This is a genomic window from Halorubrum sp. Boch-26, from assembly GCF_029889805.1.
Lineage (GTDB): Archaea > Halobacteriota > Halobacteria > Halobacteriales > Haloferacaceae > Halorubrum.
This window is the reverse complement of sequence record NZ_JARANT010000022.1, coordinates 1-21,491: the sequence shown is the minus strand read 5'-3', so window position 1 is coordinate 21,491 and position 21,491 is coordinate 1. Positions and strand designations below refer to the sequence as shown.

The 21,491-nt window shown below is 68.4% G+C and carries 21 protein-coding genes and 1 tRNA gene; 18 read left to right on the top strand and 4 right to left on the bottom strand.

The genetic code is table 11. The annotated features are described in order from the left end of the window. Positions 1–557 precede the first annotated feature (557 nt). The 10 genes from OQF71_RS05115 to OQF71_RS05070 all read left to right on the top strand — a co-directional run bounded on the left by OQF71_RS05115 (position 558) and on the right by OQF71_RS05070 (position 8,667). The gene (locus OQF71_RS05115) at positions 558–914 is read left to right on the top strand and encodes a hypothetical protein (protein WP_280586241.1); all 357 of its coding nucleotides are present in this window, start codon (positions 558–560) and stop codon (positions 912–914) included. A gap of 195 nt (positions 915–1,109) precedes the next feature. Further along, a tRNA-Gln gene (locus OQF71_RS05110) sits at positions 1,110–1,262 on the top strand. 547 nt (positions 1,263–1,809) lie between these two features. Beyond that, the gene (mbhE, locus tag OQF71_RS05105) at positions 1,810–4,206 is read left to right on the top strand and encodes a hydrogen gas-evolving membrane-bound hydrogenase subunit E (RefSeq protein WP_280586238.1); all 2,397 of its coding nucleotides are present in this window, start codon (positions 1,810–1,812) and stop codon (positions 4,204–4,206) included. Beyond that, positions 4,203–4,667 carry an MnhB domain-containing protein gene (locus tag OQF71_RS05100; protein WP_280586237.1) on the top strand — a complete coding sequence of 155 codons (465 nt, stop codon included), beginning with the start codon at positions 4,203–4,205 and terminating at the stop codon, positions 4,665–4,667. The genes mbhE and OQF71_RS05100 overlap by 4 nt, the downstream gene beginning before the upstream one ends. Before the next feature lie 46 nt (positions 4,668–4,713). Beyond that, the gene (locus tag OQF71_RS05095) at positions 4,714–5,058 is read left to right on the top strand and encodes a sodium:proton antiporter (protein ID WP_280586235.1); all 345 of its coding nucleotides are present in this window, start codon (positions 4,714–4,716) and stop codon (positions 5,056–5,058) included. Further along, positions 5,055–6,662 (top strand): proton-conducting transporter membrane subunit, encoded by a 1,608-nt coding sequence (locus OQF71_RS05090; RefSeq protein ID WP_280586234.1) that lies wholly within the window; start codon positions 5,055–5,057, stop codon positions 6,660–6,662. Before OQF71_RS05095 ends, OQF71_RS05090 begins: the two co-directional genes overlap by 4 nt. Further along, a complete protein-coding gene (locus OQF71_RS05085) occupies positions 6,659–7,318 on the top strand; it encodes a Na+/H+ antiporter subunit E (RefSeq protein ID WP_280586233.1) in 660 nt (219 codons plus the stop codon). The genes OQF71_RS05090 and OQF71_RS05085 overlap by 4 nt, the downstream gene beginning before the upstream one ends. Beyond that, the gene (locus OQF71_RS05080) at positions 7,308–7,601 is read left to right on the top strand and encodes a monovalent cation/H+ antiporter complex subunit F (RefSeq protein ID WP_280586232.1); all 294 of its coding nucleotides are present in this window, start codon (positions 7,308–7,310) and stop codon (positions 7,599–7,601) included. The genes OQF71_RS05085 and OQF71_RS05080 overlap by 11 nt, the downstream gene beginning before the upstream one ends. A gap of 75 nt (positions 7,602–7,676) precedes the next feature. Next, the gene (mnhG, locus tag OQF71_RS05075; protein ID WP_280586231.1) at positions 7,677–8,018 is read left to right on the top strand and encodes a monovalent cation/H(+) antiporter subunit G; all 342 of its coding nucleotides are present in this window, start codon (positions 7,677–7,679) and stop codon (positions 8,016–8,018) included. A 160-nt stretch (positions 8,019–8,178) separates the two neighbouring features. Continuing rightward, positions 8,179–8,667 (top strand): hypothetical protein, encoded by a 489-nt coding sequence (locus OQF71_RS05070; RefSeq protein WP_280586229.1) that lies wholly within the window; start codon positions 8,179–8,181, stop codon positions 8,665–8,667. Between the two features lie 123 nt (positions 8,668–8,790). Here OQF71_RS05070 and OQF71_RS05065 read toward each other — a convergent pair whose 3' ends face one another. The 3 genes from OQF71_RS05065 to OQF71_RS05055 form a co-directional block, all read right to left on the bottom strand. Continuing rightward, on the bottom strand, positions 8,791–9,846 hold the full coding sequence (locus OQF71_RS05065; RefSeq protein ID WP_280586228.1) for a hypothetical protein: 1,056 nt from the start codon (positions 9,844–9,846) through the stop codon (positions 8,791–8,793). 2 nt (positions 9,847–9,848) lie between these two features. Continuing rightward, on the bottom strand, positions 9,849–10,346 hold the full coding sequence (locus OQF71_RS05060; RefSeq protein ID WP_280586225.1) for a FlaD/FlaE family flagellar protein: 498 nt from the start codon (positions 10,344–10,346) through the stop codon (positions 9,849–9,851). A gap of 152 nt (positions 10,347–10,498) precedes the next feature. Beyond that, complete coding sequence (locus OQF71_RS05055) at positions 10,499–11,002, bottom strand: DUF6677 family protein (protein ID WP_280586223.1); 504 nt, start codon at positions 11,000–11,002, stop codon at positions 10,499–10,501. Between the two features lie 125 nt (positions 11,003–11,127). Here OQF71_RS05055 and OQF71_RS05050 point away from each other — a divergent pair, with 125 nt between their 5' ends. The 6 genes from OQF71_RS05050 (at position 11,128) to OQF71_RS05025 (ending at position 18,272) form a co-directional block, all read left to right on the top strand. After that, on the top strand, positions 11,128–12,072 hold the full coding sequence (locus OQF71_RS05050) for a pantoate kinase (protein WP_280586221.1): 945 nt from the start codon (positions 11,128–11,130) through the stop codon (positions 12,070–12,072). A gap of 406 nt (positions 12,073–12,478) precedes the next feature. Further along, a complete protein-coding gene (locus OQF71_RS05045) occupies positions 12,479–13,873 on the top strand; it encodes a signal recognition particle protein Srp54 (protein WP_280586219.1) in 1,395 nt (464 codons plus the stop codon). Between the two features lie 90 nt (positions 13,874–13,963). Further along, positions 13,964–15,193, top strand: coding sequence for an MFS transporter (locus tag OQF71_RS05040; protein ID WP_280586217.1), 1,230 nt, complete (start codon positions 13,964–13,966; stop codon positions 15,191–15,193). Between the two features lie 286 nt (positions 15,194–15,479). After that, positions 15,480–16,691 carry a CoA transferase gene (locus OQF71_RS05035; protein WP_280586213.1) on the top strand — a complete coding sequence of 404 codons (1,212 nt, stop codon included), beginning with the start codon at positions 15,480–15,482 and terminating at the stop codon, positions 16,689–16,691. Between the two features lies 1 nt (position 16,692). Beyond that, positions 16,693–17,886, top strand: coding sequence for a thiolase family protein (locus OQF71_RS05030; protein WP_280586212.1), 1,194 nt, complete (start codon positions 16,693–16,695; stop codon positions 17,884–17,886). Continuing rightward, positions 17,883–18,272 (top strand): hypothetical protein, encoded by a 390-nt coding sequence (locus tag OQF71_RS05025; RefSeq protein ID WP_280586211.1) that lies wholly within the window; start codon positions 17,883–17,885, stop codon positions 18,270–18,272. Before OQF71_RS05030 ends, OQF71_RS05025 begins: the two co-directional genes overlap by 4 nt. Before the next feature lie 35 nt (positions 18,273–18,307). Here the strand turns inward: OQF71_RS05025 and OQF71_RS05020 are convergent, their stop codons facing one another. Then, complete coding sequence (locus OQF71_RS05020; protein ID WP_280586210.1) at positions 18,308–18,919, bottom strand: TetR/AcrR family transcriptional regulator; 612 nt, start codon at positions 18,917–18,919, stop codon at positions 18,308–18,310. Positions 18,920–19,020: 101 nt separating this feature from the next. Between OQF71_RS05020 and OQF71_RS05015 the strand changes: the two genes are divergently transcribed. Then, positions 19,021–20,376 carry an amidohydrolase family protein gene (locus OQF71_RS05015; RefSeq protein WP_280586208.1) on the top strand — a complete coding sequence of 452 codons (1,356 nt, stop codon included), beginning with the start codon at positions 19,021–19,023 and terminating at the stop codon, positions 20,374–20,376. Between the two features lie 35 nt (positions 20,377–20,411). Beyond that, positions 20,412–21,305 carry a fumarylacetoacetate hydrolase family protein gene (locus tag OQF71_RS05010; RefSeq protein WP_280586207.1) on the top strand — a complete coding sequence of 298 codons (894 nt, stop codon included), beginning with the start codon at positions 20,412–20,414 and terminating at the stop codon, positions 21,303–21,305. Positions 21,306–21,491: the final 186 nt, after the last annotated feature.

The following is a 21,491-nucleotide window of genomic DNA, read 5'->3' as shown; positions in this document are numbered from 1 at the left end:
AAAGTCGATCTGTCGATGCTCACCGAGCCCGCTTGTCCCTCGTGCGACCAGCCGTTCACCGGCGTGGCGGCCGGAAGCTCTTGGAACCCGTTTTCCGATTCGATCCTTCGCACTCGACCCACCTCGACGGATTCGGTTCCGTCGACGGAGTTCGAGTCGCCGTCTCGCGACTGACGTTCCACATTTCTGCGCCCCGGTCTCAGGTAGACGCCGCCTCTCGACGGGCGCGAATGCGACACGTGTACGCTATCCGCTGACAGCGTTCCGTCCCTCTCGAAGCCGTCGACTCTGAGGCTTCGCTCCGAGCCAGTTGGCAGTCATACCCTACCACACATATTTATGTATATTGAAACTAAGGGTCAGGATAGAGAATGTCAACTCGGCGTAACGAGTTAGACGATAACTCGGAGTCAATCGACTGTCGATACTACGACCGGTTCGTCCTCGATGACACGGACCGGTCAGCAGCGACATCACCGTCTGAGCGATATCGCCGATCAACGCGGACAGCAGTGTCGGACATCTCGTCGAACTGGTACGGTCGGAGTACCCTCTCCGTGTCCGGATTGGTGTTACTAACGATAACGAAGCTGCTGGACGCGCTGACGACCGGAATCGGCTTGTTACACCTCCCCGGTGTCTACGAGGCGAACCCCTTCGTCGCGGCCGTATTTCACGAGACAGGGGTCGTCATCGGACTCATGGTGGCTTCGGCTCTGATCATCGTGAGTATCACGCTCGTCGTTGAAATTAGTTCGATACTCGTCTCCGTCCGGCGGCAAGACGGCCATCTGGCCCCCGTCGTTCGGTTCGTTGGCTACGGCTTGCCCTCGATGCTTTTCGCGATCATCTCAGTTCACAACGCGAGTGTGCTCCTCGCCGGGCTTCAACTGGGAGGTATCGTTCCGTTTTAGTCGCAGTTGCGGCTGTCGCCATCGTGACCGTCTCCCGAGACGCGTTCGACCGTCCAGCTCTCGCCGACGCGGCTCCCCGTGACGAGGATTCGCTCTCGTGTCCGGGCGCTCCGCGATCGGCGCGCGCGGCTTCGGCGGTCGACATCGGTCGGGGAAAGTAACCTACTTGAGTGCGCGCGGGCAACGATCGATCGCAGTCCCGTGGTGTAGTGGCCAATCATAATGGCCTTTGGAGGGAATCCGTCCGCGTCAGCGCGGTTGAGACGCGATCGCGGCCCGTCTCACCGACGACGGCCGTCGGATGCCCGAAGTCAGCCATTGACGGCGGTTCGAATCCGCCCGGGACTACTCTGCGCCGAACACGCTCGTGAGGCGCGAGCATCCCCAGCGGTTCGAACCCAGAGGGCGAGAGGATTCGAGTCTTCGCGGTTCGAATCCCGCCCGAGACTATGTGCAAATTTCCATAGGAAACTGCATTAGCCGCAAGAAGGTGGTTGAACTGAGTTTCATCGCCACTTATTCCCGGCTGCGTTCGCGTTGGCTCTTGATTGGGGACGTTTCCCGCTTTGCGTGTGATCGACAGCGGCGCCTCCCGACTCACGGGGAACAGAGCACGATGAACTCTCTGTGTGACCCGGGTCCCTGACCGCGGACGTCGACGGCCTCGCGCCTCAGATCACTCGATCTACACTGCGGTACAAGCGGGCTGCCGAGTGTGGGGAGTGTACCACTCAAATCGATCAGCGGTGAGAACGCGCCGTCTCGCCCTTCCGATCACGTCTCAATCCGGAACCGCGTCGAGGCAAAGGAGTTTTAGAGTAGGCATCAGATGGTGGGACAGAGGCCGATAAGCCGGCGGCCGGCGGAGGCACATCGGCCGACAAGACGGTTACTGATGGCTCCAGACCTGACAATCGTAACGACCGCTGTCGCACTTCCCTTCGTTGCAGCAGCCCTCTCGCCGCTTCTGTACCGCGTCCTCGGCGAACGAACCGGCTACGCGGGGGCCGTCGTCGCGGCGACCAGCTTCGGACTGCTGGCGACGGGTGGCAACGGTTACGGCACCGTCGGAGCGCCGTGGGTCCCCGCGCTCGACGTGGGGATCCGGTTCACCGTCGACGGATGGGGGCTCCTCTTCGCGCTCTTAGCCAGCGGCATCGGCGTCCTCGTGTTCGTCTACTCGGCGGAGTACATGCACGGCGAGGAGGCACTGGCACGCTACTACGCGGCGCTGCTGGCGTTCATGGGATCGATACTCGGCGTCGCGCTCGCTTCCGACCTCGTGTTCGTCTTCCTCTTTTGGGAACTGACCAGCCTCTGTTCGTTCGTGCTCATCGGCCACCACACCGACGACGCGGAGTCGCGCTACTCGGCGCGGATGGCCATGGTCGTCACCGTCGGCGGTGGCCTGTGCCTGCTCGCGGGGCTGCTCATGCTCGCGGCCGCGGCGCGGGGCGCTCTCGGTGGCGTGACGTTCGACCTGACGGCCATGATCGCGAACGACGAGGCGATGCGCGCCTCCCTCCGCGAGTCCGGCCTGTTCGTGCCGGCACTGGGGTTGATCGTCGCCGCCGCGGCCGCCAAGTCCGCGCAGGTGCCGCTCCACTTCTGGCTGCCGAACGCCATGGTCGCGCCGACGCCCGTCTCCGCGTTCCTCCACTCCGCGACGATGGTCAAGGTGGGCGTCTACTTCCTCGGCCGCGTGCGTCCGCTCCTGATGAGTCCCGAATGGGTGTGGCTCGTCGCGACCCTCGGACTGCTGACGATGACCGTCGGGGCGCTGCTGGCGGTGGCCGCCACCGACACCAAGGAGCTGCTCGCCTACTCGACGGCGAGCCACCTCGGACTGATGGTCGCGGGCTTCGGCCTCGATATCGTCTACGGCGGCGAGGCCGGCGCGTTCCACCTGCTCAACCACGCGCTGTTCAAGGCGCCGCTGTTTCTCGTCGCCGGAATCGTCGCCCACGAGGCCGGAACCCGCAATCTCGAGAACCTCGGGGGGCTCTGGCGAGAGCTCCCGATAACGGCCGCCATCACGGGAGTCACCGCGTTGAGTATGGCCGGAATTCCGCCGCTCAACGGCTTCTACTCAAAGGAGCTGCTGTTCGAGGCGACGTACGAAGTCGCCCACGAAGCCGGCGGGCTCGCTTGGCTGTACCCCGCCGTGGCGACCCTCGCGAGCGTGTTGACCGTCGTTTACTCGGTGAAGTTCCTCGCGCTGTTCTTCGGCGAGCGGCGAGCGCCGACCGCGGACGTCCACCGGCCGCCGGTCGCGCTGGTCGGACCTCCCGCCGTGCTGGCCGTCGCGGCGGTCGTCGTCAGCGTCGCGCCCCAGCTGGCCGTCGACGCCGTCGTCCAGGGGGCCGTCGACGCCACCGCCACCGGGGAGGCTCGACTCGAGGTGGGACTGCCGACGCACCTCTCGCCCCCGGTCGCGATGTCCGCCGTCGCCGTCTTCGGCGGCGCCGCCGCGTACCCGCTCCGGGAGCGTCTCGCGGCGGGCGTCCGACGCGGCGTCGGTGCGCCGATTCCCGTTCGCCCCAGCGGGTGGTACGACTGGATCGTCTCGACCACGGAGGCGACGAGCGCCCGGTTCGGTCCGGCGGTCCATAACGGCCTCCTCCGGACGTACGTGGGGTGGGTGGCTGCGGCCGGGAGCCTGCTCGCGCTCGCCGGGTTCGCCGCGGCGGGAGGCTCCCTCGGGATCGATGGGGCCGGCGTGCCGCTGGCGGTCGCCGTCGTGCTCGGGGTCGCGACCCTCGCCGGCGTGGCCGTGGCGACCGCGGCGTCACACGTGTCCGGCGTGCTCACGCTGTCGATCCTCGGGTTCATGCTCGCAATCTTCTTCATCCTCGCGAGCGCACCGGACTTGGCGCTCACGCAGCTGGTCGTCGAGACGCTCGTCCTCCTCATCTTCCTACTCGTCCTCCAGCGGTTGCCGTCGTTCTACTCGGAGGTCAGACCGCTCGCGATCGCTCGCGACGCGGGCGTTTCGGTCCTCGTGGGCGCGATGGCGTTCGTCGCCGTCCTCTCGACGATACCCGGTCCCGACGCCGCCCCGACGAGCGTCGCCACGTACTACACGGAGCAGGCGGTTCCGGGCGGGGGCGGCACGAACGTCGTCAACGTCATTCTCGTGGATTTCCGGGCGTTCGACACGCTGGGCGAGCTGCTGGTCGTCACGATCGCCGCGATCGCCATCCTCGTGCTCGTGACGATGCGGACCCGCGGTGAGGTGGCCGAAACTGAGGCCGAAGAGGGGCCGATCCCCGACGGAGGCGACTCGCCGTGACGACGACGATCATGCGGACGACGGCCCGAATGACCGTTCCCATCGTGCTCGTCGTCTCGATCTCGCTGTTCTTACAGGGTCACAACCTGCCCGGCGGCGGTTTCATCGGCGGCGTCCTCACCACGGCGGCGTTCGTGCTGATATACGTCGCCTACAACCTCGATTTCCTGGAGTCGGGGGTACTCGGCAGGGAGGTCGAGACCGGGACCAGCATCTTCGAGCACCGCACGGTCACCGCCTACCGCCGGATGTTGCTCGCTGGCCTCGTGGTCGTTCTCGGCAGCGGCTTCGGTGGGATGATCATCGGCGACCCGTTCTTGACCCAGGGGTACGTCCACCTCGACGGTATCCCCATCTACCACGAGGTCGAACTCGCGAGCGCGCTCGTGTTCGATCTGGGCGTGTACCTCGTCGTCGTCGGCAGTCTCCTGACTATCGTCTCGGTGGTGAGCGGCGAATGAACCGGAGCGGAGGGGCGCCGTCCGCCGGACGCGGGGGCGGTGAGCGATGAGCGTCGCCCTCGCGGTCGCGGTCGGCGGGCTGTTCGCCGTCGGGACGTTCCTCCTCCTCCAGCGCGACCTCGTGCGGGTCGTGTTCGGGGTCGCCGTCGTCTCCCAGGCGACGTTCGTCTACCTGATCGCGATGGGCGGCATCGACGAGGGGACGCAGGACCTCGTGCCCGTCCTCGCGGTCCACGGTGGCGGCGTCCCCGAGATCGCCGACCCGGTGGTACAGGCGCTCGTCCTGACGGCGATCGTCATCAGTTTCGGAACGACCGCGCTGGCGCTCGTGCTGTCGTACCGCGCCTACGAGGAGAACGAGACCATGGATGTCACGGAGTGGACGAAATGAGCCGGCTCGTGATCGCGCCGCTACTAGTCGTGGTAACGACCGCCGTGCTGACGCTCGCGCTCGGCCGGCGGCCACGGGTCCAACGCGCGACGAGCGTGGCCGGTGCCGTCGGCTACGTCGGAACCGTGTCCGTCGCCGTCTGGGCGTTGGTTCTCGGGGAAACTGCCCCCGGCGCGGCGGTGTATCAGGTAGGTGACTGGCCCGCTCCCTTCGGGATCACGCTCGTCTTAGACGGGCTGTCCGCGTTCATGCTGACGATCGCCGCGGGCGTCGGTCTCGCTTCGATACTGTTCTCGGTCCGGTACGTGACCCCCGAGAACCAGCGCGTGTACTACCATCCGCTGTTCCACATGCTCCTCGCGGGCGTGACCGGCGCGTTCCTCACCGGCGATCTGTTCAACCTGTTCGTCTGGTTCGAGGTGATGTTGGTCGCCAGCTACGTCTTCGTCGCCTTCTACGGCACCGATCACGCCACCGCGGCGTCGTTCCGGTATCTCGTGATGAACGTGTTCGGAAGCGCGCTCATGCTCGTCGCAGTCGGCGGTCTGTACGCCACGACGGGGACGCTCAACATGGCCGACATGGCCCGGCGGTTGGCGACTCCCGACGCGTACGGCATCGATCCCGCGCCGGTCGTCGGGCTGTCGGCGCTGCTGCTCGCGGTGTTCGCGCTGAAGGCCGGGCTCGTCCCCTTCCAGTTCTGGGTGCCCGCGGCCTACACCGCCGCCCCCGCGCCCGTCACCGCGATGCTCGCCGGCGTCACCAAGAAGGTCGGAATCTACGCGATCGTTCGCCTCTACTTCACGGTCTTCGCGGCCGCGACGATCCCCGTCGACGTGGCGGGTCTCACCGGCACGTCACCGCTGGACTTTCTCGCCCCGGTGTTGGGTGCGATGGGGGTGGCGAGCATCCTCGTCGGCGGGTTCGGCGCCATCGGTCGGGACCGACTCGGGGGCGTGTTCGCGTACTCGAGCATCGGACAGGTCGGCTTCATCGCGATTCCCGTCGCCATCGCCGCGGCGGCAGATCCCACGGGGGCGCTCCGCGGGGTCGCCATTGCGGCCGCGCTCGTGTTCGCGCTCCATCACGCGCTCGCGAAGGGACTGCTCTTCCTCTCGGTCGGCGCCGTCGAGGACGCGACCAAGACGGATCGGTTGCGGGACCTCGGGGGACTCGCCGGCCACTCGCCGGTGCTCTCGGGAGCCGTCTTCGTCGGCCTCTGTTCGCTGATCGGCCTCCCGCCGCTGACCGGGTTCTTCGGGAAGTTCCTCGCGTTCGACGCGGCGATCCGAGGACTCGCGTCCGATTCCGGCCTGCTGTCGGCGCTCGCGCTGGTCGCGTTGCTCCTCGGCGCCGCGCTCACGATCCTGTACGCGACGCGGGTGTGGGTCGGCGGCTTCTGGGGACGCGAGACGGCGGCGGTCGAGGTCGCGTCCGTCGAGTCGGGACAGGTGACGGTCCTCGTCGCGCTCGCGGCGGCCGTCGTTCTCGTCGGCGTGGGGTTCGATCCGATCTACCGGTTCGCCGAGACGGCGGCGACCGCGGCACTCGACGGCGAGGCCTACGTCGACATCGTGGGGCTCAACGGAGGTGACGGCGCGTGACCCGCACTTGGCCGATCGCCGGGCTCCTGTTCGGCGTCCTCTGGATGTTCGTCCAGGGGCCGCCGCTCGCGCCCGAACCGGTCGTCGGGTCGCTGCTGATCGGCCTCGTGGTCGGCCTGCCCACGGCCTTCGTCTTCCGGCGTCTGTACGGGGACACCATCGATATCCCCCGATCGGTTCGCGGGGTCCCGTACGCGCTGTTGTACGCGCTGACGTTCGTGCGGGAGGCGATCGTCGCCAGTCTCGACGTCACGTACCGCGTGCTCGCGCGCTCCGACCCGGTCGAACCCGAGGTGATCCTCATCCCGCTGCGCGTGCGGACCGACCTCGGCGTGACCACCATCGCCAACAGCATCACGATGACTCCCGGGTCGCTCACGCTCAATTACGATCCAGCGGAGAACGCGCTGTACGTCCACGTCATCGACGGAAGCGATCCGGAGGATATCGTCGACCCGATCCGCGATTGGGAGAACTACGCGCTCGTCATCTTCGACGAGGAGCTCTCGCCGAGCGACCCCGCGCCGGATTTCGCGGTCTACCCGCCCGACAGAACGCATCCCATCCTCAAGCAGGCCGCTCCAGAAACGGGAGAAGCGACGGCGGCCGACCCGCCAAACGAGGCGACCACCGGAGGTGACGGAGATGGCCGCTGAGGGGTCCCTGCTACTGGTCGTCGACGCCGCGATCATCCTCGTCGCGCTGCTGAACCTACTGTGCGGCTACCGCGCAGTCAAGGGGCCGACGGTTCCCGACCGCGTGGTCGCGCTGGACGCGATCGCGACGAACGTCGTCGCGATCGCCGTCCTGTTCGCAATCAAGACCGGTCGGGGCCTCTTCGTGATCGTCAGTCTCGTTCTCGCGATCATCGCGTTTCTCTCGACGGTCGCGGTTGCCAAGTTCATCACCGAAGGGGACATCATCGTTACGCAGGAGTGACCACATTATGGATTCCCAACATCAAGTAAGACGAGCGATTCCGACGGCTCACCCGGTTTTCGGAGGGGGTCGTCGATGATCGAATCGACTCCGATACGGACGTGGATCGTCATCGCGTTCGTCGTCGTCGGGGCGTTCTTCCTCACGGTCGGGACGATCGGCCTGCTTCGGCTGCCGAACGTGTACAACCGGATGCACGCGACGAGCAAACCGGCGACCATCGGAACGGTCGCGGTGTTTCTCGCCGGATTCGTCTACTTCGGTCCCGGGGGTGCCGGCCTCTCGTCGCTCATCGGCATCGTCTTCCTGTTCCTGACGGTGCCGACCGGCGCGCACATGATCTCGCGAGCGGCGGAACAGACCGGCGTTCCGTTCCTCGGCTCCGTGACGTGGCCGGGGAAATCCGACGACGAGTAGGGGGCCTCTCGACAGTCTCTGACTGGGTACGGCCGCGGTCGTTCGACGACCGCGTCGTCGCCTCGCTCGTCGGGGTCGACCGCTCGGACTCCGGTCGGGGGGCTGGCGCGTGTCGCCGCCATGTGTGTTATTTTTCATCATGGGGTTCTTGGAGGACGATATGGACCACACGCAGTACCGCGATGCCGTCGTCGAGAATCGACGAAAACTCGGGTTCGACCCCGTCGACGAGCACACGAACGGGTTCGATCCGGTGTGGGAGGCCCGCGACGACGACGACTCGATCGGGGCGGTCGCCGTCCTCGCCACGCTGGTCGACGGCGAGTCGGACCCCGAGCCGGAGGACCTCGTCTCGACCGCCGACGCGTTCCGCGACGTGCTCGTCGACCGCGTCGACGACCCGCACGGCTCGACGACCCCGCTCGGCTACGTCGTCTTTCCGGTCTCCGATCCGGACCCGGCGCTCGTCGAGGCGGCGCGCTCGTACACGGTCGCCCGGCGCCGGACCAACGTCTTTCCCATCGTGTACGACTGCGAGGACGGGACGCTCCACCGACACGAGGTACCGCGGCTGAAAGGGCGAGGGATCTACCGGAGACAGGCGGAGGACGCCGACCGGCTGTTCGACGTGTCAGTAACCCACGACTGAACCCGTGGGCTTGTCAGTGGACCCCCCTTCCGCCGTCGAATCGACGGAGGCGGTGTACGGCTGAAGCCGGGGGATACCTCCTTGTTCCACTGTGAAGCGCGGCGGAAAAACGAGGCCGACCGCTCAGATCAGGCGTTCGGCGATCCGACCGGCGCCCTCCGCGGCGGCGGTCGCGGGGTCGTCCGGGGAGACGACCTCGACATCGCGGTCGAGCTCGGCCGAGAGCCGCTTCTCGAACTCCTCGGTGAGTCCGGGGATGCAGGCCATGCCGCCCGTCGCCGCGATCGGGTGACCCAGCGCGAGCTGGTACGGCTTCATGTGGTCGTTCGCGAGCTCCGGAAGGAACTCGTTGGCGACGACGTCGACGGCCTCGTCGATGTACCGGTCGACCGGCTCCCGAACGCCCCGGTCGACGGTGAACTCGTGGCTCCCGCCGCCGGGCTGCTGGATCACGTCCGTGAACGGCTCGAAGTCGTACACGTCGGCGTGCTCCTCCTTGTACTCTCGGGCGGTCGTCCGGTCGATGTGGACCCGGCCCTGGCTCTCCTCCTCGACGGCGGCGACGATCCGACGGTCGACCTCGTTGCCCGTCACCGAGCCGGTCGAGAACGGCGAGAGCTGCTCGCCGCGCCGGTAGGCGCACGCCTCCAGCGTCGTCGACCCCATGTTGATCGAAACGAACACCTCGTCGATCGCGGAGAGTTCGTCGCCGTAGGCGGGGATCGCCCCGCACAGCGACTCGGGGTAGCTCCGCGTCTCGACCTCCCCGATGGAGGAGCCCTCGATCACCGATTTGAGGTTCTTCACGCCCGCCTCGTTGTCGATGGTGGGGACCGCGTAGACGACCGCGCTGTCCTCGGGCACGTCGTGGGCGTCCACGAGGGCCTCGAAGAATCGCTCGGCGTCGGCCACGCTCTCGTCGTCCTCCGGCAGCCCCGACCGGAGCATAAAGCGCACCGTGTCGGGGTACTCGATCGCGGCCTCGTGGCCGAACAGGACCTTCTCCTCACCCGTGATGGCGTCCTCGTACGTCGCGAGACACGTCAGCGTCGAGTGGCGCTCGCGGCCGCCCCGCCCGTCGGGGATGTCGAGCACCGTCCGAGTGCTGCCGAGTTTCACGCCCACCGCTTCCGGGCCGTCTGTACCGTTGATCTCCGTGGATTCGTCGTCGTCGCTCATTGTTAATCACTCGCACACGAAGCGATCCGGACGATGGAGACGAGACTGATTCGGTGGTCCGCGGGAGTGAAGGGCCGATCTCGTCGCGGGGTGTCGAACCCCTCCAGTCGACGCTTGAGCGCGTCGACCGCGTCGGGGGCGACCCAGCCGAGTTCGGCGTAGTACGACAGCACGTCGCGGCTCCGCAGGTGGCCGCCGACGTCGACGAGGTAGCCGAGCCACTCGCCGACCTCGTGTTCCGCGTCCGGTGAGGCCGGGATCGCCCGTAGGTACGGGCGGTCGCCGGCGTCGGCGGGTTGTGATCCGCCGCCGGACAGCCGCAGCCCTCGCTGACGCTGGAGCAGTTCGGTGAACGCGGCCGAGCGGGCGGCCTGCTCCGCTCGGTTCCGGTTCGGCTGACGAAGCGGCCGCTCCCGAGGCGCTTCGTCCGCGCCGTCCCGCGGTGCTCCCGCGATCCGGCGCAGCTCCCGTACGTCGTATCTCCGTGGATTCAGACTCATGTTCCGTCCGTCGTTCGCGTCCGTACCTGCACGGTCGCCATCGGAGTATATGATAGTTCCTCCGCAGTTATCACCAGTGAGAAACTATTCGTCCGATATCTCGGTCTCGCACCGTCGATTCCGGCCGCTCACTCGGCGCCGATTCCGGCCGCTCACTCGGCGTCCGCCCACGGGAGCGGTTCCGTACACCAGTGACAGAAGTCGAGCTCGGCGTCGGTCTCCTTCCCGCAGCTCGGGCATTCGACCTGCATGGCCTCGCCCTCCTCGCCGGTGAGTTCGGTGACCGGCGACCCGGCGGCAGCGCCCTCGTCGTCCGCGCTCGCGGCGCGGCGCCGGACCGCCTCGGCGGTCGCGTTGACGCGTTTCCGCTCGGTGACGTCCGCCCGTCCGACGACGTAGGCGTCGATCGACGACAACACGGTGAGGAGGGCGACCGGCAACGCGATCTCGGTCGGCAGCGCGGCGGCGGCCTCGAACGGCGCCGCGGCCGACCCGCTCGGATCGATGTCGTAGAGCGCGAGCAGCGCCACGCCGCCGCCGACGACGGCGACGTGCCACAGCAGCGCCCGGCCCCACCGGCGCAAGACGAGATGCCCGAGTCCCGGGAACACCAGCGCGAGGACGGCGGCGAGGACGGGACGCAACTGATCTCGCATATGATCCGAGTTCGGGTGGGGGATATTTACCGGCTACGGTGTCGGCGGTCGCTCCGCCGCGGATACCGCTGTTCCGTCCGCCGCGGATAACAACCGTTAATCGACGCGCGGTCGTCCGGTTCGCCATGAGCAGGCAGCGGGCGACCGCGTTCGTCCCCGGGCACGTCACCGCCTTCTTCAGCGCGCACCCGGCCGATCGCCCCGCGGCCGCCGGGTCGCGCGGGGCCGGCCTCACCCTCACCGACGGGGTGACGGTCCACGTGTCGACGGCGGATCGGCTCGGGAGCGACGACTCCGCGACCAACGCTCCCGCGACCGACGGATCCGCCGGCTCCCGCGCGGTCGACGGCGAGCCCGGAACGATCGGCGCGGTCGAGGACGTGCTCGCGGAGCTGGGAGCTTCGGGCGGCACGCGCGACGTCGACGAGTGTTCCGTCGACGTCGCGATCGAGACCGACCTCCCGATCGGCGCCGGCTTCGGCGTCTCCGGCGCCGCGGCCCTCGGCGCGGCGCTCGCGGCCAACGCCGCCCTCGACCGCGGGCGCTCCGAGAACGAACTCGTCCGGATCGCCCACGAGGCGGAAGTGAGCCGCGGGACCGGCCTCGGCGACGTGGTCGCGCAGGCCCGCGGCGGCGTCCCGATCCGGTTGGAGCCGGGTGCGCCGGGCATCGGCGAGCTCGACGGCGTCCCCGCGGCCGCCCGCGTCGAGTACGTCACCTTCGGCGAGCTGTCGACCGAGGCGGTCTTGGGCGGCGACACGTCCGCCCTCTCGGCGGCCGGCGAGGACGCGCTCGCCCGGCTCCGCGCGGACCCGCGGCTCCCGACCCTGATGGACGCGGCCCGCGGGTTCGCCCGCGAGGCCGACCTCCTCGTCCCCGAGGTCGCGGAGGCGATCGCGGCGGTCGGCGACGCGGGCGACGCTTCGGACGCGCGATCCGACGACTGCGGGGCCGCGATGGCGATGCTCGGGCGCACCGTCTTCGCGCTCGGTACCGGGCTCTCCGACGCGGGGTACGATCCGGAGAGCTGTCGGATCGACGCCGCGGGCGCGCGGCTCGTCGGACGGTGAGACCCTTGCGGCGGCGCGTGCCTGTGAGCGGGCCGGAGGCCCGCGAGGAGCACGCGCGAGGGACGCCGCGAGCGACGTGGGCGACCGGGGGGAGCCCCGAGCGAGCGGCGAGGTCGGGGCGGTGTGAGGCGCGGTGCCGGGCGAGGCGGGACTCGAGGGGGCAGCTGCGACGACGAAGCACGCCGACGTAAGCACCGCAGCGGGAGCGGAGGCGACCGACCGAGGCGCGAAACGAGGCGCGAGAGCCCTCGCGGCTGGGGCCTCGGAGATTCCGCGTCACCGCCGACAACGACGTATGCCCGATCAGTGGGTTCTGGAGGCGTTCGCCACCGATCCGGCGTCGAAGACGTGTTCCGCGTCCGTCGACGAACAAAGCTTTACCGCGTCGACCGCCTATCTCCGGCAAATGGTACTCGACGACCTCGGTACGTCCCTCCGGAGCAGCCTCGACAAGCTCCAGGGGAAGTCCCGACTCTCCGAGAGCGACGTCGAGGAGATCGTCAAGGAGATCCAGCGCTCGCTCCTCTCCGCCGACGTCGACGTCTCCCTCGTCATGGAGCTGTCGGACTCGATAAAGTCCCGCGCGCTCGACGAGGAGCCGCCGGGCGGCACGACCGCGAAGGACCACGTCCTCAAGATCGTCTACGAGGAGATGGTCGAGCTGGTCGGGGACTCGACGGAGCTTCCCCTCGAAAACCAGACGATCCTCCTCGCCGGCCTGCAGGGGTCGGGGAAGACCACCTCCGCAGCCAAGATGGCGTGGTGGTTCTCGAAGAAGGGGCTCCGCCCCGCCGTCATCCAGACGGACACCTTCCGCCCCGGCGCGTACGACCAGGCCAAGCAGATGTGCGAGCGCGCGGAGGTCGACTTCTACGGGAACCCCGACAACGACGACCCCGTCGACATCGCGCGGACCGGCCTCGAGGAGACCGCCGACGCCGACGTCCACATCGTGGACACGGCCGGGCGCCACGCGCTCGAAGACGACCTCATCGCGGAGATCGAAGAGATCGAGCGGGCGGTCGACCCCGACCGCTCGCTCCTCGTGCTCGACGCCGCGATCGGGCAGGGCGCCAAGGAGCAGGCCCGCCAGTTCGAGTCGTCGATCGGCATCGAGGGCGTGATGATAACCAAGCTCGACGGGACCGCGAAGGGCGGGGGCGCCCTGACGGCGGTCAACGAGACCGACTCCTCCATCGCCTTCCTCGGGACCGGCGAGACGGTCCAGGACATCGAGCGGTTCGAGCCCTCCGGATTCATCTCCCGGCTGCTCGGGATGGGCGACCTCAAGCAGCTCTCCGAGCGCGTCGAGCGCGCGATGGCGGAGGCCCAGGAGGAGGACGAAGACTGGGATCCCGAGGACATGCTGAAAGGGGAGTTCACCCTGAAGGACATGAAAAAGCAGATGGACGCGATGAACCGGATGGGTCCCCTCGATCAGGTGATGGACATGATCCCCGGCATGGGCGGCGGGATGATGGACCAGCTCCCGGACGACGCGATGGACGTCACGCAGGACAGGATGCGAAGGTTCGAGCGCATCATGGACTCGATGACCGAAGAGGAGCTGACGAACCCCCGCGTCGTCGGCCAGTCGCGCACCGAGCGGATCGCCCGCGGCTCCGGCACCGACGAGGAGACGGTCCGGCAGCTCTTAGAGCAGCACTCCATGATGGAACAGACGATCAGCCAGTTCCAAGGCATGGGCGAGGGCGACATGCAGCGCATGATGAAGAAGATGGGCGGCGGCGAGGGCGGCGGTCTCGGCGACATGATGGGCGGCGGGAAGGGACCGTTCTGAACGGCCGGTCGGCTCCCGACTCGGGACACCTACTGGCAGCCGCCGAGCGCTTCAGGCCTTTTATACGGATGACCGGGCTACGGGCTGGCGATGGACCTCCGGCGGATCGGCGACTACGACGTGCTGATCTTGGTCTCACTCATCTGGTTCCTTGGTAAGTTCGTTCGCTACCTCTTCCCGCCGCTGTTCGGACCGCTCCAGTCGACGTACGGCGTGAGCAACGCCACGATCGGGACCGCCTTCTCCGGGTTCATGGTCGCGTACGCGCTGATGCAGTTCCCGAGCGGCGCGGTCGCCGACCGGATCGGCCCGGTCCGCGTGATCGTCGCCGGCGCGTCGGTCGCGGGGATCGGCGCGCTCGCGCTCGTCGTCGACTCCCCCTTCGCGGCGCTCGTCGCCGCCATGGTCGTTATCGGGGCCGGCACGGGCGTCCACAAGACGGTCGCCGTGCGGCTGCTCGCCCGCGTCTACCCGGCCCGGACCGGCCGGATGCTCGGCGTTCACGACACGCTCGGCGCGCTGAGCGGAATTGCCGCCCCCGCGGTCGTCGTGCTCTTCCTCTCGCCGCCGCCGGCGCTCGCGCTCGCCCTGGACCGGCTGCCGGGCGCCGACTGGCGCGCGCTCTTCCTGCTCACGGGGGTCGCCGCGCTCTCGCTCGCGGTCGCCTTCGCGGTCCGCATCCCCGGGCGCCTACCGGACGACCCCGACGCCGAGGGCGACGACGGCACGGGACCGGGCGCCGTCGACTACCTCCGCTTGTTCCGGAATCCCCGTTTCTCGGCATTCGTGCTGGTGACGATCGGGTTCTCGTTCGCGCACAACGGCCTCGTCGCGTTCCTCCCCTTATACCTCTCCCGGGAGGTCGGGCTGGCGACGACGACGGCGAACCTCCTGTACTCGCTCGTGTTCGCCGTCACCTTCGTCCAGCTCGCGACCGGCGACCTCTCCGATCGGGTCGGTCGCTTTCCAGTGATGGTGGCAACGCTCGGACTGGCGGCGGCGGCGCTCGCGGCGCTGGTGGCGGTCCCCGGCGTGGGCGTCGGTGCGGTCGCCGCCGCGGTCGTCGTCGCCCTGTTCGGGCTCGGCTCTCACGGGTTCCAGCCGGTCCGGAGCGCCTACCTGATAGAGGTCCTCCCCGACTGGCTCGCGGGCGGCGGGCTCGGCGTCGTCCGGACCCTGCTCATGGGTGCGGGGGCGCTGGCGCCGGCGGTCATCGGGACCGTCGCCGACGTCGCCGGATTCCGCCCGGCGTTCGCGCTGCTCGCGGGGTCGATGGCGCTGGCGGCGGTCGTGGCTGCCGGGCTCTGGCTGACGGAGTGACGGCGCCGTCGATTTCCACACCCTCGATATCGGCCGATAACCCCACTCGACGTGCTCTCGACCGGAACGAGGCCCGCGCTCGCCGATAGTTTTACCACATGGTAAGTCAATGTGCAGTCACCAATGAACACCGATCGGTCGGACGCCGGAAGCGGCTACCGAAGGCGGACTGGCGCCGTTCGCGGCGGATCTGCGGAGCGTGACTCGGCGCGCGAACCGACAGATGACTCGACGCGAGATTCGACGCCCGATTCGACGCGGTTCGACCGCGGAGCGGGGATCGGCGATGACTGATCGGGACAAGATCTTGGAGGGGATCACAGTCGTCGATCTGTCCACCTTCGTCACCGGAGGGTTCTGCTCGGCGATGCTCGCGAATCAGGGCGCGGAGGTCGTCAAGATCGAACAGCCCGGCTACGGCGACGCCGTCCGCCACTCCGGGCCGCCCTTCATCAAGGGCGAGTCGCCGTACTACTGGTCGCTGAACTACGGCAAGCGAAGCCTCGAACTCGACCTGAAGAACGACCGGGCCAAGGAGGCGCTGTACGAGCTCGTCGAGGAGGCCGACGTGTTCATCCAGAACTTCCGGCCGGGGACGGCCGAGCGCCTCGACGTCGACCGCGAGACGCTCGCCGAGTACAACGACGACCTGATCTACCTCGCCATCTCCGCGTTCGGACAGACCGGGCCGTGGCGCGAGCGCTCCGGGTACGACCTGCTCATCCAGGGGATGAGCGGGATCATGAGCGTCACCGGCGAGGAGGGCCGCCAGCCCGTCAAGGTCGGGCTTCCGATGACTGACCTCATCACGGCCATGTGGGCGGCGTTCGGAACGATGACGGCGCTGTACCGCCGGGAGCGGACGGGCGAGGGCGAGTACATCGATCTCGGGATGCTAGAGGCGACGCTGCCGTGGCTCACGAAGCAGGCCGGGATGACCTTCGCCGGCGAGGAGACCAAGCGGATGGGGACGAAGGACCCGGTGCTCGCCCCCTACCAGACGTTCGAGACGAAGGACGGCTACATCAACATCTGCATCCTCAACGAGAAGCTGTGGGGCGAGCTGTGCGAGGCGCTCGATCGCCCCGACCTCCCCGAGGACGACCGGTTCGAGGTCAACGCCGACCGCGTCGACCACCTCGACGAGCTGGAGGCCGAGATCGAGGCGACGCTCGCGGAGCACACGACCGACGAGTGGATCGAGATCATCGCCGAGGACGCCGGCGTCCCCGCGGGCCCGGTGTACGAGGTCGAGGAGGCGCTGAACAATCCGCAGATCGACGCTCGCGGCACGGTGACCGAGATCGAACACCCGGAGCTCGGCGAGGTCCCGGTGATCGAACACCCGCTGCGGTACGAGGGCGCCGAGAGCGGGTTCGACCGGGCGCCGCCGCTGCTGGGCGAGCACAACCGCGAGGTGTTCCGCGAGCTCGGCTACTCCGACGCGGAGATCGACGAGCTCGCGAGCGAGGGCGTCTTCGGCGACGACGAGGAGTGAGATGACCGACGCGCTGATCGCCGGCGTCGGCATGACGCGGTTCGAGAGCGAGTCGACGCGGTCGGTCGTCGGCCTCGCCGCGCTCGCGGCCGAGCGGGCGGTCGCGGACTCCCCGCACGCGTGGGACGATATCGCGTCGCTCCACGTGGGGAACGCGCTCGCGGAGGCCCTCGGGACGCGGGCCGGGATCGCGAACGCGCTGGCGGCCGCGCTCGGGATCGAGGGCGTCGCCGCGGACCGGGTCGAGAACACGAGCGCGACCGGCGCGAGCGCGTGTCACCGCGGAGTGGACGCGGTCGAACGCGGCGCCGGCGTCGCCCTCGTCGTCGGCGTCGAGAAGATGTCGGTCGCCGAGACGTCGACGGTGACCGGAGCGATCGGTCGGCTCGTCCACGACCGCGAGTACGAGCAGGGACTCACGCTCCCCTCCTTCGGCGGCCTCGCCGCCGGGGCGTACCTCGACCGCCACGACGCGCCGCGGGAGGCGCTCGCCGCCGTCGCGCGGAAGAACCACCGGAACGCCGTCGACAACGAGTTCGCGCAGTTCCGGAGGGAGGTCACGCTCGACGAGGCGCTCGACTCGCCTGTCGTCGCCGACCCGCTTCGCCTGTACGACTGCTGCCCGATGACCGACGGCGCCGCGGCGCTCGTGGTCGCGCACGAGGACGCGGCGCCGTCGGCCGGTGACGACGCCGGTTCGAGCGACGACGCCGATCGCTCGCCTCCCGACCTCGTCCGCGTCGCGAGCACCGCCGGCGCCACCGGCACCCACGCGGTCGCCGACCGCCCCGACCCGCTCGACTTAGAGAGCGTGCGGACCGCCGGGGAGCGCGCGTTTGACGGGGCCGGGCTCGGCCCGGACGACGTCGACGTGGCGTGCATCCACGACGCGTTCACCGTCCTCGAACTGCTCGAATTAGAGGAGCTGGGCTTCTACGACTCCGGCACCGCGTGGGAGGCGACGCTCGACGGCGAGACCGCCCTCGACGGCGCCCTCCCGGTGAACCCCGGCGGCGGGCTGAAGGCTCGCGGCCACCCCCTCGGCGCGACCGGCGTCTCGCAGATCGTCGAGCTGGTGTGGCAGCTCCGGGGGGACCTCCCGCCCGAGCGACGGGTCCCCGACGCGGAGACCGGGTTCGCGATCAACGTCGCGGGGTTCGGAAACAACAGCGTCTGTACGGTGTTGACTGCGTGAGCGACGCGACATCGACGGACGGAGCGGTCGATCGCTTCGACGAATCGGTCGCGGTCGACCGCGCCTTCCGCTGTACGGACTGCGGCCGGCGGTGGTACTACCAACGTCGCCGCTGTCCCGATTGTTCGGGGACGGACGCGACCACGTACGCGCTCGAAACCGGCGTGCTCGTCGCCGTGACGAGCGTCGAGACGACGCCGCCGGACGTGCGGTCGCCGAACCGCCTCGGGCTCGCGCGGTTCGACGGGGTTCAGCTGATCGCTCAGCTGGCAGACGAGGTGCTCTCCGTCGGTGACGCGGTCGAGTTCGCGGGCGCCTACCGGCTCCGCGACGAGCAAGAGCGGTCTCGACCGCGGCTCTCCGCGGTCGACGGCGACTCGGAGTAAGCGACCGGCGCCGGCGCCCGCGAGAGACCCGGCGGTCAGTCGTCGGCGTACAGCGAGTCGAGGACGAACTGGTCGATCGCCTTTCGACTCTCCTCCGGCGCGTCCTCGTGGCCCAGCGCCATCCGGCGGCCGCGGGCCGCGTGGATGATGTCGGTGATGAGCTGGCCCATCCGCTCGGCGTCGACGGGCTCGAACGCGCCCCGCTCGATCCCGTCCTCGACGACCTCGACGATGCTCCCGCGGATGCGGTCGTAATGCTCGTTGAAGATCTCGCGGTGGTCGCCGTCGTTCTGCGCGTGCGTATACAGCTCGTGGTACACCTTCATGCGCTCCCAGTGGGAGAACTCCTCGAACTCCGGCCCGAACAGACATTGGTCGATTCGCGCGTCGAGCTCGGAACGGGGGTCGTCCTCGTCCACCTCGACGCTCCCCTCGTACTGGTCGATGACGTACTCGAGGAACGACGACAGCAGGTCGTACTTCCCGTCGAAGTGGTAGTGGATCACCTGCCGGGTGAGGTCCATCTCCTCGCCGATGTCGCGCATCCTGAGGTCCGTGTACCCGTGCTTGCTCAGCGCACGGAACGTGGCCTCCATGATCACCTCCTCGGTGTCCTTGGAGGTGACGGTCTCACGGGATTCGCTCATACGCCCCTCTCCGACGGTGAGGTATATAAGCGATCTCACCGATCACCTCACTTTACCACACGGTAAATTTTTAACCTCATGGTCAAACGGTACACTCGGACATGACACGAACGATCATACAAAATGGGACGATCGTCTCTCTCGATCCCGACATCGGGGAGCTGGATGGGGCGGACGTGCTGATCGAGGACGGCGAGATCGCGGACGTCGGCCACGGGCTCTCGACCGAGAACGCCGAGGTCATCGACGCGTCCGGCACGATTGTCGTCCCCGGATTCGTCGACTCGCACATTCACCTCGCGCAGACCCAGGTACGGGGTATCGCCGGGGACTGGTCGCTCATGGGCGAGTACTTCGACCACATGCTCGGCAACATCACCGGGCTCTATCAGCCCGAGGACATGTACCTCGGCGGCCTCTTCGGGGCGTTCGAGAAGCTCCACACGGGGACGACCACGGCCTTGGACTGGTCGTACCCCAACACGCTCGAACACGGTGAACGGGCCGTCGACGCGCTGCAGGACGCCGGACTGCGCGCGGTGTACACCTACGGCCCGCCGGGCGACGACGCGGCGAAGTGGTGGTACGAGAGCGACGTCGGGCTCCCCGAGGAGAACGTCCGCGAGCTCCGCGAGGAGAAGATCCGCGACGACGACCTGCTCAGCCTCGCGCTCGGGCTCCGCGGCCCGGACTTCTGCACCGACGAAACCGCTCGAGCCGACTTGGAGCTGGCACGGGATCTGGGCGCGCTCTCGACGATCCACATGGGCGCCGCGCTGTGGCCGTCGTCGGTGTACGGCGAGGAGTACCAGGGCTTCGGCGCCATCGAGGACATGCTCGGTCCCGACGTCAACGTCGCCCACGGGAACCACTTCTCCCAGGAGGATGTCGACCACGCCGTCGAGCAGGGCGTCTCCTTCTCGTCGACGCCGGAGGTCGAGATGCAGATGGGCCACGGCATCCCCGTCACCGGGAAGGTGCTCGAGGCGGGCGGACGCCCGGCGTGGGGCGTCGACGTCTGCTCGAACGTCAGCGGCGACATGGGCAGCCAGATGCGGATCGGGATGCAGCTCCAGCGGATGTTCGACAACCAGGCCGTCCTCGAGGGCGACGAGGAGGTCACCGAGGTGAGCCTCTCCGCGCGCGACACGCTGGAGATGGCGACGATCGAGGGCGCGAAGGCGCTCGGGCTGGACGACGAGATCGGGACGATCACGCCCGGCAAGCGCGCCGACCTCGTCCTGATCGACGCGACCGACTTCATGACGGCGCCCTCGCACTCGCCGGTCCAGACGGTCGTCTTCCAGTCTGACCCCTCCCACGTCGACACGGTGCTCGTCGACGGCGAGGTCGTCAAGCGCGACGGCGAGCTGACGAACCCGAAGGTCCGCGAGGAGTTCGACCGCTTCGTCGCCTCCGGCGAGCGCCTGCTCGACGAGGCCGGCATCGACCTGTAGACCGCACGACTCGATTTCATCACTTACACATCTCAATGCGACTCGGACAATACCGAACGACGGACGCGGAAGACCCCTGGTGCGGCGTATCGACGGACGACGGCGACGTGATCAACCTCTCCGAGGCGGGCGCGGCCACCGGAGTCCACATCGCCGGCGGAACGACCGGCCTGCTCGCCGACTGGGAGTGGCGACGCAAGGCCGAGCTGGCGGTCGAGTACGCGACGGAGACGGGGGTCGGCCGCTACGACGCCGACGCCGTCTCGCGGGCGGCGCCCGTCTCCGACCCGCAGAAGGTCGTCTGCGTGGGCCTCAACTACCGCGACCACGCGGAGGAGGGCGACAACCCGATCCCGGACGAGCCCGTGCTCTTCTCGAAGTTCCCGACCTCGGTGACGGGGCCGGAAGACACGGTCTCGTGGGACCCGGAGCTCACGGGGAAGGTCGACTACGAGGCCGAGCTGGTGGCGGTCATCGGCGAGGAGGCCCGCCGGGTCGACCCCGAGGAGGCGATGGACCACGTCGCCGGCTTCACCGTCGGCAACGACGTGTCGGCGCGCGACCTCCAGCACGGCGACGGCCAGTGGGTCCGCGGGAAGAGCCTCGACTCGTTCGCCCCGATCGGGCCGGAGCTCGTGACGACCGACGAGGTCGACGACCCGCACGACCTCGCGATCTGGGCGGACGTGAACGGCGAGCGGCTCCAAGAGTCGACGACGGCGAACCTGATCTTCGGGATCGACGAGCTCGTCTCCGTCTGCAGTCAGGCGTTCACGCTCACCCCGGGCGACCTGCTCTTTACCGGCACGCCGCCGGGCGTGGGCGTGTACCGCGAGCCGCCGGTGCTGCTGGAGGACGGCGACAGCGTCACTATCGGCGTCGAGGGCGTCGGCGAACTGACGAGCGAGTTCGCGTACGACGACGCGTAGCGACGCTGTTGCGGTATTTATAAGCGACCGAACGGTGTCGTCGGCGGCTGTTTATAAGTCGTTGGGCAGGCGGTGAGGCGGTGTTCAGATAAGGATTGAAAAGTGAGGCGGTGCGTTTTCAAAGTGATCTATGCCCGAAAACGACCGCCTCGGCGGCTGTTTAGACGAGATCAACTTAGAGTTTGT

Excerpts from the sequence above, each read along its gene's own strand:
- OQF71_RS05015 (WP_280586208.1), top strand. The coding sequence starts at position 19,021 with ATGACACGAACGATCATACAAAATGGGACGATCGTCTCTCTCGATCCC.
- OQF71_RS05065 (WP_280586228.1), bottom strand. The coding sequence starts at position 9,846 with ATGAGCGACGACGACGAATCCACGGAGATCAACGGTACAGACGGCCCG.
- OQF71_RS05030 (WP_280586212.1), top strand. The coding sequence starts at position 16,693 with ATGACCGACGCGCTGATCGCCGGCGTCGGCATGACGCGGTTCGAGAGC.
- OQF71_RS05035 (WP_280586213.1), top strand. The coding sequence starts at position 15,480 with ATGACTGATCGGGACAAGATCTTGGAGGGGATCACAGTCGTCGATCTG.
- OQF71_RS05070 (WP_280586229.1), top strand. The coding sequence starts at position 8,179 with ATGGACCACACGCAGTACCGCGATGCCGTCGTCGAGAATCGACGAAAA.
- OQF71_RS05060 (WP_280586225.1), bottom strand. The coding sequence starts at position 10,346 with ATGAGTCTGAATCCACGGAGATACGACGTACGGGAGCTGCGCCGGATC.
- OQF71_RS05090 (WP_280586234.1), top strand. The coding sequence starts at position 5,055 with ATGAGCCGGCTCGTGATCGCGCCGCTACTAGTCGTGGTAACGACCGCC.
- OQF71_RS05045 (WP_280586219.1), top strand. The coding sequence starts at position 12,479 with ATGGTACTCGACGACCTCGGTACGTCCCTCCGGAGCAGCCTCGACAAG.
- OQF71_RS05040 (WP_280586217.1), top strand. The coding sequence starts at position 13,964 with ATGGACCTCCGGCGGATCGGCGACTACGACGTGCTGATCTTGGTCTCA.
- OQF71_RS05010 (WP_280586207.1), top strand. The coding sequence starts at position 20,412 with ATGCGACTCGGACAATACCGAACGACGGACGCGGAAGACCCCTGGTGC.
- OQF71_RS05095 (WP_280586235.1), top strand. The coding sequence starts at position 4,714 with ATGAGCGTCGCCCTCGCGGTCGCGGTCGGCGGGCTGTTCGCCGTCGGG.
- OQF71_RS05080 (WP_280586232.1), top strand. The coding sequence starts at position 7,308 with ATGGCCGCTGAGGGGTCCCTGCTACTGGTCGTCGACGCCGCGATCATC.
- OQF71_RS05050 (WP_280586221.1), top strand. The coding sequence starts at position 11,128 with ATGAGCAGGCAGCGGGCGACCGCGTTCGTCCCCGGGCACGTCACCGCC.
- OQF71_RS05055 (WP_280586223.1), bottom strand. The coding sequence starts at position 11,002 with ATGCGAGATCAGTTGCGTCCCGTCCTCGCCGCCGTCCTCGCGCTGGTG.
- mnhG (WP_280586231.1), top strand. The coding sequence starts at position 7,677 with ATGATCGAATCGACTCCGATACGGACGTGGATCGTCATCGCGTTCGTC.
- mbhE (WP_280586238.1), top strand. The coding sequence starts at position 1,810 with ATGGCTCCAGACCTGACAATCGTAACGACCGCTGTCGCACTTCCCTTC.
- OQF71_RS05020 (WP_280586210.1), bottom strand. The coding sequence starts at position 18,919 with ATGAGCGAATCCCGTGAGACCGTCACCTCCAAGGACACCGAGGAGGTG.